Source organism: Streptomyces sp. NPDC036813, from assembly GCF_055609245.1.
Genome location: NZ_JBVJPV010000024.1, coordinates 85,760 through 100,298, shown reverse-complemented (window position 1 = coordinate 100,298; position 14,539 = coordinate 85,760). Strand labels below are relative to the sequence as shown.

The 14,539-nt window shown below is 69.3% G+C and carries 12 protein-coding genes and 2 pseudogenes; 4 read left to right on the top strand and 10 right to left on the bottom strand.

Annotated elements, in window-relative coordinates:
- The first annotated feature begins 677 nt into the window (after positions 1-677).
- Together ACZ67Q_RS36070 and ACZ67Q_RS36065 are read left to right on the top strand one after the other, a co-directional pair.
- Positions 678-1,379, top strand: coding sequence for a class I SAM-dependent methyltransferase (locus ACZ67Q_RS36070; protein WP_471190804.1), 702 nt, complete (start codon positions 678-680; stop codon positions 1,377-1,379).
- A 211-nt stretch (positions 1,380-1,590) separates the two neighbouring features.
- On the top strand, positions 1,591-1,863 hold the full coding sequence (locus ACZ67Q_RS36065) for a hypothetical protein (RefSeq protein WP_471190803.1): 273 nt from the start codon (positions 1,591-1,593) through the stop codon (positions 1,861-1,863).
- Positions 1,864-2,025: 162 nt separating this feature from the next.
- Here ACZ67Q_RS36065 and ACZ67Q_RS36060 read toward each other — a convergent pair whose 3' ends face one another.
- From ACZ67Q_RS36060 to ACZ67Q_RS36020, 9 genes and pseudogenes are all read right to left on the bottom strand, one after another.
- Complete coding sequence (locus ACZ67Q_RS36060; protein ID WP_471190801.1) at positions 2,026-2,850, bottom strand: DUF1684 domain-containing protein; 825 nt, start codon at positions 2,848-2,850, stop codon at positions 2,026-2,028.
- A gap of 646 nt (positions 2,851-3,496) precedes the next feature.
- Positions 3,497-3,676 (bottom strand): annotated as a pseudogene (locus ACZ67Q_RS36055) (Lrp/AsnC ligand binding domain-containing protein); the annotation flags it as partial.
- Positions 3,677-4,046: 370 nt separating this feature from the next.
- The gene (locus ACZ67Q_RS36050; protein ID WP_471190799.1) at positions 4,047-4,208 is read right to left on the bottom strand and encodes a hypothetical protein; all 162 of its coding nucleotides are present in this window, start codon (positions 4,206-4,208) and stop codon (positions 4,047-4,049) included.
- Between the two features lie 19 nt (positions 4,209-4,227).
- The gene (locus ACZ67Q_RS36045) at positions 4,228-5,535 is read right to left on the bottom strand and encodes a hypothetical protein (protein WP_471190797.1); all 1,308 of its coding nucleotides are present in this window, start codon (positions 5,533-5,535) and stop codon (positions 4,228-4,230) included.
- A 511-nt stretch (positions 5,536-6,046) separates the two neighbouring features.
- Positions 6,047-6,208: pseudogene (locus tag ACZ67Q_RS36040) on the bottom strand (IS5/IS1182 family transposase); the annotation flags it as partial.
- Positions 6,209-6,302: 94 nt separating this feature from the next.
- Positions 6,303-6,728, bottom strand: coding sequence for a hypothetical protein (locus ACZ67Q_RS36035; protein WP_471190796.1), 426 nt, complete (start codon positions 6,726-6,728; stop codon positions 6,303-6,305).
- Between the two features lie 27 nt (positions 6,729-6,755).
- Complete coding sequence (locus tag ACZ67Q_RS36030; RefSeq protein WP_471190794.1) at positions 6,756-8,474, bottom strand: Hsp70 family protein; 1,719 nt, start codon at positions 8,472-8,474, stop codon at positions 6,756-6,758.
- Positions 8,471-10,186, bottom strand: coding sequence for a dynamin family protein (locus tag ACZ67Q_RS36025; RefSeq protein WP_471190792.1), 1,716 nt, complete (start codon positions 10,184-10,186; stop codon positions 8,471-8,473). Before ACZ67Q_RS36025 ends, ACZ67Q_RS36030 begins: the two co-directional genes overlap by 4 nt.
- Positions 10,187-10,348: 162 nt before the next feature.
- Positions 10,349-11,923, bottom strand: coding sequence for a dynamin family protein (locus tag ACZ67Q_RS36020; RefSeq protein WP_471190790.1), 1,575 nt, complete (start codon positions 11,921-11,923; stop codon positions 10,349-10,351).
- A gap of 125 nt (positions 11,924-12,048) precedes the next feature.
- On the opposite strand from ACZ67Q_RS36020, the gene ACZ67Q_RS36015 reads away from it, so the two are divergent.
- A complete protein-coding gene (locus ACZ67Q_RS36015) occupies positions 12,049-12,645 on the top strand; it encodes a hypothetical protein (RefSeq protein WP_471190788.1) in 597 nt (198 codons plus the stop codon).
- A gap of 288 nt (positions 12,646-12,933) precedes the next feature.
- Here the strand turns inward: ACZ67Q_RS36015 and ACZ67Q_RS36010 are convergent, their stop codons facing one another.
- Positions 12,934-13,146 carry a hypothetical protein gene (locus ACZ67Q_RS36010; protein WP_471190785.1) on the bottom strand — a complete coding sequence of 71 codons (213 nt, stop codon included), beginning with the start codon at positions 13,144-13,146 and terminating at the stop codon, positions 12,934-12,936.
- 431 nt (positions 13,147-13,577) lie between these two features.
- On the opposite strand from ACZ67Q_RS36010, the gene ACZ67Q_RS36005 reads away from it, so the two are divergent.
- Positions 13,578-14,438 carry an NAD-dependent epimerase/dehydratase family protein gene (locus tag ACZ67Q_RS36005; protein WP_471190783.1) on the top strand — a complete coding sequence of 287 codons (861 nt, stop codon included), beginning with the start codon at positions 13,578-13,580 and terminating at the stop codon, positions 14,436-14,438.
- Positions 14,439-14,539: the final 101 nt, after the last annotated feature.

Genomic DNA, 14,539 nt, shown 5'->3' with positions numbered 1-14,539 from the left:
CGGGGCTCCGCCCCAGCCCCCCGGGCTCCGCCCGCACCGCCAGGTGCGACACCCCCCCCCCCCCCCCCCCCCCCGCCCCCCCCCCCCCCCCCGCCCCCCCCCCCCCCCCCCCCGGCGCCGGGGGGGCGGGGCCCCCCCCCCCCCCCCCCCCCCCCCCACCACGTGGGTGAAGACCCGCCAGTCCGCCGAATTCGCCGGCGGACTGGGTGCGTTGGCGGACTTCTTCGTCTTCACCGCCGCGGGACCATCGTGTGCGCGATCTGATTTCGACGGTCACGTCGAGGAGAACACGGTCATCCTCGAGTGCACTCCCGCACTGGTCGGCGTGATCACGGCTGCACTGGCGGGCTACCTTTCGCCACTGGCCCGGGACGTGCTGCTGCAACGTTGTCCTTCGTTGTCGCAGGCTCCGGCGATGATGAGCTGGGCGGAGAAGGCGCGGGTCTGGCCGCCTTCTACAAGGCTGAGCTCCGCAAACGAATGCGCGCCAAGACCAAACGCGCACGACGCGCTTGACGCCGAACCGCGGCGGCCTCATTTGCCCCGGGCCCCTGGGCGGGTCTCGTGGCGCAGCCCCTCGCCTCGCCGCTTTGCGCGACGTGAGTCAGAGCCCTCGGAGGACCCACCTCATGCCTATCGTGAGGTGAGGTGGTGTCCTGAATGCAAGGAGTGCCAGGGTGACGAACATCGATCAACGTGCCACGCGGATTCGCGAGGTACGCCGCCGACTCGCTCAGCAGGGGCCACCGCGGACTCGAGACCACGAGCGGGACTTCGAGACCGTCACGGTGCCTGAACGCCACTGCGATCAACTGCGCGACCTGATGGTCCGTGAGGGTGTCGAGAAGGTTGTCGAGATCGGCCTGGCGTACGGCAGTTCCGCACTCGCCATCGGCGAGGCACTGGTAACCGTCGATCCACCCCTTCCCCGGCACGTCATCATCGACCCGTTCCAAGAGGGCGAGTATTCCAATGCCGGCTGGGAGCTGCTGCGCTCTGCGGGGCTGGACTCGATCGCCACGCTCATGCTCACTCCTTCGTCGACCGCGCTCCCGCAGCTTCTCGATGAAGGCTTCGTCGCCGACGCGGCATTCGTGGATGGCAGTCACCGGTTTCATGAGGTCTTCGTCGATCTCTACTTCTTGCGCAAGATCGTCCGGCCTGGGGGCTTGGTCGTCGTCGACGACGTCTGGTGGCCGTCTGTGCACACGGCCGTGCAGTACTACGAGCGGAACACGGGATGGAAGGTGATCCCCGACGGCTTTCCCGGTGAAGCGGGCGGGGTTTGGCCGCAGGGCGAGCACGGGGACCGATGCATGGCATATCGCTTGCCGGACCCCCCGTTCGAGCCTTCTTTCAAGGACTTCCGCGCGTTTTGACCCGTGTGGGAGAGCATGTATGTGGGCACTGCGGTGCTCGCCGGCTGTGCGGCCGGCGCGGCGGCAGCCGCCCGGCGTCGGCGAGCCGTCCGCATCGATTTCGGCGAGCATTCCAGCTTGGCCTCTACGGCGACCAGGGTGGCCCGTCTGACTCCGAGGTCGGTCGTCGAGGCTGGTGACGAACGCGTTGTGTCTGCTGGCCCGTTCACACTTGATCCTTCGGGGCCTGAGCTGCCCCCTCGCCCAGGGCGCCGTGCCGGCCGGAGGTCTGCCCCCGCTGCCGGCCCGCGTCGACCCGGCGGACGAGACCCTGGCCGCGGAACGCCGGCCGGCCGGCTCCCCGGACGAGATCCGCAAGCAGCTGACCGAACTCGCCGGCACGGACGTCAACCAGGTCAACGCCGCCTTCGAGTACGGCGCGCTGTCGGCCGAGAGCGCCTCCGCGTCCTTGCGCCTGTTCGCCGAGGAGGTCCTGCCGCTCTGACCCAGCTCGATCCGTCCTCGTGCTCGTCGCGGACGTCATGGCGTCCGGGAGCTCGCAGGTCGGATGAGAGATCCCCCCGCCGGGTGCCGCGGGATTGCACTTCCTCGGAGTGAGACGAGCCGTTCACTGTATTCGGACAGCGGGAGCGGGCGGCCGTCCGGTTCAGGAACCCCCGCGCTCGCGGGGGATCTTCTGGCCGGCCTCGATCGCCACAGGCAGCCGGTTCTCGGTCGGAGGCAGCGGGCAGGTGGCCAGGTCCGTGTAGGCGCACGGCAGGTTCGCGGCGCGGTTGAAATCCAGGATTACTGTGCCGTCGGCGGCGGGCGGCTCCAGGGCGAGGGCCCGGTTGGCGGCGTAGGTGGTGACGCCGGAGGTGGCGTCGGTGAACAGCACCATCAGCCTGCCCGCGCCATGGCCGGGGAACGCCGTCAGCGACAGGGGGCGTCCGTCCAGCTCGAACTCGACCCTGCCCGGAGCGTCGTACACGTGCTCAAGGCCCTCGACCGCGGCACCCACGGTGGTCGGTCGTGGCGTGTCGAAGGGGATGTAGCGGCCCGCGACGGCCCAGCGCGGGTCGGGGGCGTAGGCGGGCGTGCCGGCGAAGGCGGTGCGCAGCGGCGCATCCGGGTGCCGGGGGCGCACGATGTCCTGCCCGCCGCGCCTGGCGACCTCGATGACGGCGTCCTTCCAGACCGCGTTGACACTGCTGCGTTCGGGAAGCACGCCGAAGCGGTGTTCACCGTGCACTGGCCTACCGTCGAGGACCAGTTCCTCGCCGTCGTCGAGGGCTACGACGACCCCGTCCGGGCCGGTGCGCCATGCACCCGGTGCGTCCGGGAAGCGCTGGGGCCGGTCGTCGAGCCAGTGCAGGCCGGTGATCGCCAGAAACCCGTGCGGGGCGGCGAGCCGGGCCTCCTGGGCACGGTGCCACTCCTGCCAGTCCTCGGCGAAGGCATGGGGGTCGGTCGTGGTGGCCTCTGTGGTCATAGGGTTCTCCTTCGTCATCTGTCGCCGAACTGGTTCGGCGTGCCGGACGCATCGAGCGCTGGTCCAGCAGTCACGTCAGTCGGAACGGGCATCGGCCGGCCCCGCATTCCGCTCTGCGTGTGACAGCTTCTTGTCAGTCGTGTGTACGCGGTCCTGGGGTGCGCGTCGGCCCATGGCTAGCTGGGTGACACCTACCTCCACGACAGGCCCCTGGGTCTGTCCGCGAAGACAACCGCCGGCGTCGGCATGGGCTTCAACCGCGGGCCCGCGGGCACGTGGAACTCCATACGACCGGGGGCAACACGTACTTCTACCTCACCGACGCCATCGGCAGCGTGGTCGTGCTCGCTGACATCGACGGCAAGACCACACCGGCCGGGGTCCGGTCTCGTCCGTGCCGGCCGGCGAATGCGGGCCGGCGCGGATCTCGCGACACCGCCGAGGTCCGCGACAGTTCGGGAGCGCGATATTGTCTGCCAGCCCGTCGGTGAGCGCTTGCACGCCTCGGGTCGGCTGCCAAGAGCCTGCGCTGTCCTCGGCGAGGAGGACGCGGGCGTCCCGCTCCCCTGCTTCGGCCCATGGCGGCCATCGTCATGGCCGGTCCGACGATGGCGGGGCTGGCAACGTCACCGACGGTCAGCGGTGAGAGCGGTCGCTCGAAGAACGTTTCCAGGACCACCGTGGCCTGGGTTCCGCTGGCTCCGCCGATGGCGTAGATCCGGCGTAGCACGTCCTGTAGTTGCTCGGTGGTCGCGGTCCTGACCTTCATCAGTACCGAGGCGCTGCCGGCGATGACGTGCCCCTCCAGGATCTCGGGGAGCGCGGCGGTACCTCAGGGGACAAGCCCTGGCCGCCAGTGACCGCGGCGGACACCGGCGACGCCGAGGCCGCCGGCGATGAGGTGGCCGTGACCGGCTATCGCGGCCCAGTCCTGGGAGGCGGCTCTCCTGAGTCCCCCGCCTCAATACGGGTGTCCCGCACCGGGGATGCGGTGGCAAACAACGGCGGAACCGCCATCGGCGGCTACGCTCACACGCTGACTGTGCAGCACGCGCCGCAGGAGCCGGCCGCCTGGCCGCATCAGGTCGGTGTGATCCCGTCGCCCGCACGGTCCTTCCAGCACCGCGCCGAGGCGGCCCGGCTGCGGGCTGCGGGCAGCGGTCGAGGGTGGGGGCACCGCGACTGTGGACGACCCATCACGGACGGACGCCGAGGCCGCGCGCCTTGGCCGCTGGCACCGGGCCGGCCGCCAACGGGCGGCACGTCATGCACGGCTGGTGGAACAGCCGGCCGATCGCCCGCAGCAGGTTCACCCAGCTCGTCTGCGAGCAGGGCAGGGGCAGGCCCGGCGTCCGCATCACCCTCATTTTCAAACGATCAGTCAGGCTCGAGGCCGCTGTGGGCTGCTCGGCGGCGGCCTTGGCTTTCTCCGGTATCAGGACATGGGCGCGAGAATCGGCTCCACGCAGTGTGCATGCGACCGGTGTGCGCCGGCCGCGCCAGTGAGGGTGGGAGAGCACCTCGACCGACAGCTTCACGAGTCGTCTGCGCAGCGCGGTGCGGGGCGGCTCGGCGTGTCTGTCCCCGCCCGCCGCGCGGAGCACGTTGCGGCCACAGCAGGACGTATGCCGCCGAGCCGATCCCGAAGGCGAGGCGGATGAAGCCCTGCACCGAGTCCGACGGGACCAGCAAGGCGCTGCCGTAGAGGGAGATGAGCGCGATCCAGCTGACCCACGGGACCAGGCGGCGCTGGCCGATTGAGTCCCAGATCAGCGTGCCCAGCAGAACCGAGGCGTTGTAGTACGTGTACACACTCGGGTCGAGCAGGATGCGCGCGTCGACGGCGAGGAAGACCACCGCCGGCCAGCGATTCCGCCGTACGGCGAGCGCGCCTAGAGCAGCGCCGAGGGCCATCTGGGCGGGGCGGTCCCACCAGGGGGTCACGGGGTCGTCGACGCCGAACCAGCGCAGCGCGGACGCCGGCTGGTTGGGGATGGTGAAACGGGCCGCGTGCAGGGTGTCGAGGTGGGTAAGGTAGAACGGCAGCCAGGCGACCGCCACCAGAGCGAACGCCCAGCCCGCGGAGCGGAGGCGGGCCGGGCGGGGCAGCGCCAGGAGCAGGGGCAGGAAGCCGACCGCCCATGGTTTCGAGTCCACCGCGAGCGCCAGGAACACACCCACCGCCGTGGCGTGGCCGCGGACCAGCGAACGGACGGCGAAGGTGGCGAAGAACAGGGCCAGGACGTCGTCGAGGTGGGCGAAACGAACCGAGACCTCAACCCACATGGGTATGGAGGCCGCGCCGGCGATCAGGACACGTTGCTGCAGGCGATGGTGGTTGAGACCGGTGCCCCGGTTGTGGTCGGCGGCGGCGCGGCCGACCAGGACGAGCATGTACAGGCCGAGGCCGGACATGAACGCGTCGGCCAGCTTCTCACCGACGTCGGCCGGGAACGGTGAGAAGAGCCCGGCCACGACGAAGCTGACGGGGCCGATTTGCAGGTCGGGGTGGTTGGCGTAGAGGGCGAGACCGCCGCCGGGCTGCTGACCGAAGAGGAGCTCCTGGCCTTGGCGCAGGTAGTGCCAGGACACGGCGCCGTGGCGCTCGGCCACCGCGAACCACACGGCCGTCCATAGGGTGAGCAGCACGATGTGCCATCGCACCTGGTAACGCCCGATCCACACGTTCCGTCCTTCCCCCACCCGACAACCGTCCGTCCGGCGCCCGGCCCATCACAGCATCACCTGATAAGAGCGCCTTCGGTCGGCCTCGGTTCATCGGTGAGACTTCTTGCGGGACAGGAACTGCTCGCTGTAGGGGCGTGAACGATCCGACGCCCACCGTGCAGTGCCTGGACGGCGTCATCCACCCGCCGGTGGCAGCGGTGCCGGGGGCAGTGCTGCGGCGGGGGATGCGTGGCGGTGACCGCCACGGCACGGGAGTCGTCCGTACTGCCTTCGATATCTCGGCACAAACGATGCCGCCATGCTCGCAACTCACGCTGACTTCGCGAGCTCTGTGCTGCCGTTCTCTACGACCGTGATGGTCTGCGGTGGACCCGCTGGGAGGGGCTCACCGGCGGTGGAACCTGGGAACGGCGGGCCGTCCGGGCCGGCCGGCGCGGCACGCTCGGGCCAGATGCGCAGCACGATGTGCTCGTCGTTGGGGGTCGGGCCGTTGTGCACGGCGATGGGCTCGCCCTGATCGCTCGCCGGACTCGATGGCTTTGCGGGCGATTCGCACTCCGATGCGCTTCCAGCGAAGCCATCTGCGCAGGTCGGCGCGGTCGTAGGCTGCGTGTGCGTGGAGGCGCCGGGGCTTGAAGTCGCGGCCGCGGTGAGGGGCGTGGCTCGTTTGGTTGCGGTGTCCAGGACGACGCGGGTGCCATCGACCAGGCCGGCATCGTCAAGTCGTATGCCACCGCAGACTGGCCAAATGCCGTCCAAAAGCCCTATAAAGCGTATTTATCGCTGAAGTGCTCGAACATGTCGAGCGAGAATTGGAAGAAGGCGTTGGCGAGAGATGCGAAGTGGCCGAAGTCGTAGTCGACACATATATCGGCGATGAAGCGAGCATCGATATAGGCTTGGCCACCGTCCTCTGGGACGATGACAATCGCGTTGGGTAGGTTGTAGGTGCCGTTCCAGAGGTTTGCCGCGGCCACAGCGACGGGAAGGTCCTTCTCGTCCAGGTAGCGGTCGTCGGTCATTCGGAACCCCAGCCAATCGGAGGACGCGGCGATGCTCATATTCAGCCCGCGGCCGCCGGGTCCGTCGCTGAAGTTGAATACGGCCTGATCACCCTCTGCCTGATAATTCCAGTCTCGAGATGCCGCCCATTCGGCGAGCAGTTCCTTCCAGTTGGCCGAGAGAGGCATCGCTCTATCTCCTTCTGAGTGATTGGTTCACCACAGGCCCTCTTGTCTCAGGTGTTGCGCGAGCAAAGTCCTCAGGGTGAAACCCGCTCCCAAATCGGACAGTCCTCGTGGCCAGGCCGCACCGGCGAAGTCGCGGTAGCGCATCGCCGCGCGAGTGTGAGCCCTGTAGAAACTGTCGAGCTCTGCGAGCACCGGGAGGGGGATCCGCCTGACCTGTTCCGCGCTGGTGATGTGGTCTGTAGCGGCCAGGCCGGCCAGCAAGGTCCGGGCGAGGGCGTCTGCGCGGCCGGTCTGCCCCTGAGCGAGGCGCGTGCGCACCTGCTCGAGCAGGTGTGACAGAGATGAGGCGTCGGTGACCACCCGTGGGGTGCGGACGTGCTGCGGCGTGAGGCTCCGGGTGACCCGCCGTATGACGGAACCAGAGGCAGATGCGCCGACTTGGCGGATCTGCTCTGCGGTGAGGCCGCGGACAACGCGTTGGATCGCCTGCATGGGGTCAGTGGGTTTCCGCTGTTGGCCCACCTCGTCGGCCTCATCCAGCTCGTCTGTCTTCCCGGCATTCCCAGGGGACGGCCCGTCCCGGCTGGCCGCAGCTCCCGGCGGAAAGGGATGGACTGCGGTCTCGGAAGCTGCCTGGTCCGGATCACACGCGGCGCCCAGGGCCACGCAGCCCTTGAGAGGGTGGACCGCGTACAACCGCGTGCCGGTCTGCCGCAGCAGGTCTGTGACGAGAGGCATGGCGGTGGCCCCACCGGAGACGTAACACCGCACATCGGCCGTGTCGTCGAGGCCGGCTTGCGCCGTAGCGTGCTGGAGCGCCTCGATAGGGGTTCCAAACAGGGGTGCTGCGGCCTCCTCCAGGTCTTGCCGGTTCAGTTCGACGACCGCCGACACGGGGGAGGGCACGCGGACGGGAGCGCTGTCGTGTGTGGACAACTGGTGTTTCGCCGCCCGTACCGACTGCTGTACCCCGTACAGGCAGCGTTCCCAGGCCCACTGCCTGCCAGGTCCGGGGCGCTCTGCCGATGCCTCCGTATCGTCCAGTTCGTGCCAGACAGCGCGCAGCGCGCTGGCTGCTTCGAGGGGAATCCGTGCCAGTACGGTGCCGAGGAGTTCGGCGTCGATGCTGTCGCCACCGACGGGTTCGCAGACAGGCGGCGCGAGGTGGCGGTAACCGGTGGCCGTACGCTCCAGAAGGTCTATGTCGCAGCTGCCGCCGCCCAGGTCGAACACAGAGATCGCTTCCCCCTGGGCGACCTGCGTGCTGACGAACCTGGCCACCGCTTCGGACTCGCTGATGGTCCCGGGGGATGGTATGCCTGCCGCCGCGGCGGCCCTGAGCAGACCGCGGTGCTGGGGGCCGTTGGCATACCAGCCGGCCGGATGGCTGAGAACGACGTGATCAGGCAACCATCCGTCGAAGAGAGCGCACCGCAAGGTTTCCTCGAGGAGAGCGGCGAGCAGGTCCGTCAGCGGCACGGGGACGGCGGAGTTTCCCATCGGCCAGGTTCCGTCCGGCATGTCAGCGAACAGTGCCCTGGGCGAAGCGAGGCCGCCGCCGTGTGTATGCAGTTTCCACAGCGCGTCCGAGCCGCAGTACGGTGCTTCGTCCTCCCAGGCCACGACGGCCGGCAGTTGGAAGGCGCCGTCGAGCTCGACGAGTGCCGGGGCCCCGGCACCGTCCCTGCGAGCCGCCGCCACTCCCGACGTGCCGAGGTCGATGGCGAGGACACTGGCCGACGTCATGGCGGTGGCTCTCGCTGGGACCCCAGCGCCGCGTGCAGCTCCGTGGCGAGGTCGTGCAAGCGGCGCAGCTCCGCCAGGTACCGCTGGGCCAAGGCTGAAAGGGACTGGTCCGGCGCGGCACTGGCGTGGGCCGACGCGCGGATGGCCTGGAGTCGTTCGTCCCTTTCCCTGCGCAGGAGTTCGGCGCCCTGCTCCGTCATCTCAGCGATCTGTTGGCTCAGTTCGTGCGGCAGGTTCTGCTTGGCCTGGTCGTAGACTTCGCCGAGGTACTGACGCGCGCTCTCGCGATCGAGCCGTTCACGGTATTGCTGCATGTCACCGATGGTCTGGACGATCGCGAACGGGAGCCGGTAGATGAGCATCGTGCTGACCAGGAGCCGCTCGAGGTGCGCGGCTACGCGGGTGATGCGACCGGTGCGTCCCGAGTCGCGTACCAGCTCGGGGTGGCGGATCGCGCCCGGCAGGCCCGCTTCCGGGACGGGTAGCACGATGGTCGGTGAGAGGGACGAGACCGCTTCAGCGACCGCGTGGTGAGCCTCCTGCACGGTCTCCTGCCACAGCGCCCCATATGCTTGCTCGGTTCGCTGTGGCAGGGAGCACAGAGCACGGCGCGCGACATGATGGTGCGTCGACCGATCGAGATCCTGTCGTAGATCGAGCAGCCGACCCTCAAGGCGACGTTGGAGTTGCGTCTCTTCGCGGCTGACTCGGCGGGCCAGTTGCGCGGAGGGCCGTAGGGACTCCAGGCGCTTGATCTCCTTCCGCAGAGCGCTCTGGACGGCGGGTGGATCGCTGGACTCGGCCCGAAGCACGGCCTGGGCGGGCGCAGCCAGTGAGCGTATCGCGGCGGCCACCTCGGTCAGCAGCTGGCGCGCCTGGGCACGGCGTACATCGACGATCACGCCGCGCAAGGCGGCGGCCAGAAGCCCCACACCGCTGTCCTGGTGCAATACCGCCGCCCGCTCCGGGTCAGGTTCGTCGCCGGCGTCGAGGGCGAGCAGCGCCGAGGTGGGCAGGAACGGGCCGGCGCGCAGGTCCGGTGCCCGGCGTGCCAGTCCAGTGCGACTGTCATCGATACTCCGGCGGGTGTCGCCCGGCTGGTCGGTGCGGTTGAAGGCGAACAGGGCCCGCCGGGGCCCGAGGCCCGCCGCGAGGCTCAGCACGGTATCTGACAGGGGTGCCATGTGCTCGACGACGACGAGCATCGCATCGGAGTCCCGGGCTGCGGTGAGTACGGCCTGGGCGTGTGCGCCAACCAGTCCGCCCGCGCCCGGGGTGTCGAGCAGAACGAGCCCCGAAGCCAACAGGGGGTGGCGGACCCGCACGTCGACGAAGGCGACACGCTTGTCGTTGTCCGGGTTGCCCGACTCGGCCGCCCATTCGGCCAGCTCATCCAGGGAGATCTCACGTGGTTCTCCTCCGTCCGCGGCAAAGTGCACGGTGGCGCCTTCATGCAACTGCCCTGGGTAGGGCGCGTGAACGCTGACGTACACGTTGCTGGCCACGTCATCGTCCACGGGAAGCAGCTGTTCCCTGCCGAGCAGCGCGTTGACAAGGCTTGACTTGCCGGCCGAGCGGGGGCCGACCACGATGACGCGAGCGGGGCGGGTTGCCAGACGTGCCGCAGCCAGCAGGCGGCGTGCCACCTCCGTGGCGCGTTGTTCCTTGGCAAGCCGGTAAACCTCGTTGGCCAAGGCGTGGGCCGCGCTCAAGGGGTCGGCTTGCAGATGGGGGGCGGCCTTTGAAAGCGTGGGAGTTTCGGGACCCTTCGCTCCTGGGCCTCGCGCGGGTGTCCGCGTTGGACTCGGTGAGACTTGCGCGTCGGCCGTGCGGCTGCTCTGGTGCTCCAATGGTGTACTCATGACTCTCCCCAGCTACGCCACCGCTGCTCCGACGAGGTGGCGTTGGTAGGCCCGTACGGCGTGGGCAGCCAGCCTGCGCTGCGCCGGTGTCGCTCCCGGCCTGGCCGCGCGCCGGGCCCAACGCTCTGCCGCCGCCTTGGGATCGCGCTGCGGGGCACTGCCGGAGAACAGGGTGGCGAGTTCCGCCACGTCTTCGGGCGGGCAGTTCGCGGCGGGGTCAAGTACAGCGCGCAGGTCGGCGAGGTCCTGCAGTGCGGTCCCCGCATCGCTGCCGCGGATCTCCGCGACGGCCGTCAAGGCGAGGGACCCGGCATGGCCCTCCGCGGTGTGGGCCGCGTGCTCAAGCCGGGACAGGGCGTGGTCTGCCCGCAGCAGATCGGCTCGTCTGCGGAAGGTGGTGTCGATGGCCTCCAGCAGGCGCGGCACACCGCTGGCGTGCCACAGCAGGGATTGCATCTCGTCTGGGGAGCGCAGGCCGGCGTCCATCCCTGCGGCGGCCAGTCCCAGCCCCCAGATGCCCAGCCGGGCCACTGCCTCGTCTGCGCGCCCTGGATCGATGCTGGTCAGCTCGCGTCGGGGTGTGTCCTTGCTGCGCAGGACGGCCCGCCTGTTGGGATGGGCGGCGATCGCTTCCACGGTCTCCATCAACGCAGCGTCCACACCTCCGCATCTGGCCGTGAACGCCAGGAGTGCGACCACGGGCGTCGTGGTCCAGGCGATGTGGCGTAGCTCGTCCGAGTGCCGCCTGAGTTCTCGGTCAGCTTGCGAGAGAGGCGACTGCGAACCGGTGCGCGCATGCCACCGGTAGTCAGCGCGGGTGTAGGCGAAGAGTGACTCGGTAGGGGGCCTGGTTGTGGGGCCGAACGCGGACCTGAAACCTTGGACTACGTCGGTGTCGCGTTCCGCGCCCGGGACCTCGCTGCTGCAGTAGATGACGGCGTCCGCCTCGGCCGTCGCCTGCTGTGAACGGCGGCTCGCGCTGCGCAGCAGTTCCTGAGTGTGCTGCGACCTGTCCTCCTGGAGCGAGAAGAGGCCCGGGGTGTCGATCAGCGTAATCTCCCGGAGAATCCGCGTCCCGAGATGGTCGTTGGGGGCCCGCAGCCATATGGTCACAGGGTCCCCCCGCTCGGCGGCTATCGGGCCGCCCTGTTCCACGTCCGCGCCGACCTGCAGGAAGTCCACACCGCCACCCTCACGCAGCACGCGGACCCGTTCCGGCCCGTCTGTCGGCCGGAACCACCAGCTCAGGCGCGTGCATTCGGCGCCGCTCATCGGCGCCACCGGCCGCCCCAGCAATGCGTTGACCAGGGTGGATTTCCCGCCGTTGACAGCGCCGACGACAGCTATACGCAGCGGCTCGGCGAGCCGCCGACGCTCCCGGAAGGCGGCATCCCACAGAGCCACCGTCCTTGCGTCGGAGGCAATGCGGTCGCACAGATCCCAGGCTGCATCTGCCAGTGCCACGGAGCGGGGGTCATCGGAGGCAGCCCCCGCCGTCCCGGTGTCCCCGGCCCCGGATCCCGTCAATCGCTGAGCGAGCGCCTCAATCGGATGCGCTTCTGGAGCCATGGTGTCTCCTTCGGCCATGCAGCCGGGCTCCTGTTTCCACGCTTCCACGCGGCGCGAAGCAGGGCAACTCGGATCTGCTGTGCGCCGATCGGGGCGTAAGCTCGAAGAAGCAGACGCAGCCCGCATGCTTACGGAGGCGTCCGATGAGCGAGATGGACGCAGGCTTTACCTTCGAAGATCCGGTGGCGGCGTGGGAGCTTGATGATTCCACGGAGAATTCTTCTGCCGCAGACCCGTACGACCCGATGCACGAGAGCAACGGCACGGGAGAGACGTACGCGTCTTCCTACCTGCAGGAAATCGCGGAGGCCGACCTGCCCACAGCTGGTGCCGATCTGCCGACAGCTGGTAGTGACACGGATCTGGACGGCGCCCTGGACACGGTGCCGGTGGAAACGGCCGGAGACAGCGGCACGAACATGATCGAGCACATGCGGGACGATCTCTCCCCGCTGAGCGAGTACGAGGCCGAAGGTGACGGGAGCCCCGAGGCATGGGGCGAGGATATCCCGGCCGGAGACTTCGCCGGACTTTCCTTCAACGAAGTACCGGAGGCCATCCAAGGCCTCCCTCAGACGCTGCCACCGCCACCCGTGTTCGGCAGCGAGACGGCAATCGTCACCGGCAGTGCAGCGGGGACCAACTCGGCGGATGACCTGATCATCGCCCGCGACGGTATCGCATACACCCGCCCCGCGGACTTCGTCAGCGGCCAGAACGGCTGGACACCAGAGACGTGACTTTCGGCGCGCCGTAGCCATTTGCCCTACCAGACGCTCAGACCACCACCTGCCGATCTGGGATCCCGCACCGCATGACTTTCGTTCCAGAGCCTCAGCGAGTTTCGCCAGTCCCTCAAGCGCAGACCCCATCCGATCGGGTTCGGCCAGACGCTCGTCGAGCTTGCGGCTATTACTTTCTGCCCGCGCACTGGAAGAGGACCTGGTCGACGGATGAAATCGTCAAGCCTGCCCAGGGATGGCGGGGCGTTCCCTGCTGTTCCTGGCCGGTGCGGGCTGCCAGTGAGATCAGCAACTGACAGGCGGGCTCAGCTTGCTCGGCGATCGCCCGTTCCTGGTCGCGGAGGTCTTCCTGTTGTAGGCGTAGCCGAGGTCGCGGCGGTTGCCCTGGGCGGTGGGCAGTCCGGCGGTCAGCTTGAGTTTGCGCTGCTTGAAGCGATCAGGCTGGGGCGGGCGGAAGGCGTAGTCCTGGTGTTCGGTCGTCAGATGCCAGGCCGGCACGGTCAGTTTGCGGCGGCGGCCACCTTCGGGTCGCGGGGGCGAGCCCGGCGTAGGCCGCGAGGTGGGCGGCGGACGGGGACGCCGGTCTCGTGGTCCTGCTGTCCTACTGCGCCGACCTGCCGGTCGGGGAGATCGCCCTGCTGACGGGGCGGAAGGAAGAGACCGCCAACTCGGACCGGGGTGTGTGGAGCTGTGTGATCCGGCTCCGGCCAGCGCACTGACCGACTTGGACCTACGTCAGTGCGACCCGTGCCCCGCATCCGCGGCCCGATGATCATGAGCCGGTGCGTCCAGGCAGTCGGGACGGGTGTCGCAGGACCCTGATGCCCTCCGGGTATCACAGGCGCCGAAAGAGGTCTTGGACGCGGGTTCGCTTCCGGACGCAGGCTGATCCGAGAAGTCACCGGCTACGGAGACAGGAGTCACTGACCATGAAGATCTTCCTCACCGGCGGATCCGGATACGTCGGCAAGGCCACGATCAGCGCGCTGGTCCGCCACGGGCACACCGTGGAGGCCCTGGCCCGCAACGACCGCGCCGCCGAGACCGTCGCCTCCCTCGGAGCGACGCCAGTGCGCGGAGGGCTTGGAGATCTGGGCGTGCTGAACGCGGCCGCGGCCCACGCGGAGGCGGTGGTCCACCTGGCGCAGGCCGAGACCGGCGACGAGGACCTCGCGGCCGCCACCGCCATGCAGGACGGCATCGGCGCCGGCACCTACATCCACACCGGCGGCACCTGGGTCTACGGCGACACCGACGGAGTCGTGGACGAGACCGCCCCCTGGAACCCGCCGTCCCTGGTCGCCTGGCGCAAGCCCGTCGAGGACGCCGTCCTGCGGCGCGCACAGCAGGGCGGCCGCCCCGTCGTGGTGCAGCCCGGCCTGCTGTACGGCGGTGAGAATCGACTGATCGACATCTTCTACACCGTCCCGGGCCAGGAAGCGGGCGCCATCCCCTGCATCGGCGACGGTCACAACCGCTGGGCGTTGGTGCACATCGACGACATCGCGGAACTCTACGCCGCCGCTCTGAGGGCGAAGCCGGGCTCGGTGTACGTGGGCGTCGGCGGTGTGAACCCCACTGCCAAGGAGTGCTCGCTGGCGGTCGCGCGCTCAGTCGGTCTGGACGGCAAGGTCGCCTCCCTCACCCTGGAGCAGGCCCGCGAGCGGATGGGCCCGATCGCGGAGGCCTTCGCGCTGGACCAGCAGCTCACCCCGGCGCGGGCCGAGGCCGAGCTCGGGTGGGTCCCGGCGCACACTGATCCGCTGGCCGTACTCGCCGGCGGCGCGTGACCGGCGGGGGCGGTGTGCCACACCGCCTGCGGCGGCTCGCCACGGCCAGGACGGTAGATTTGTGACTGGTTGCCCCGCTCGTCCCGCGGGGCGCTGGAGGA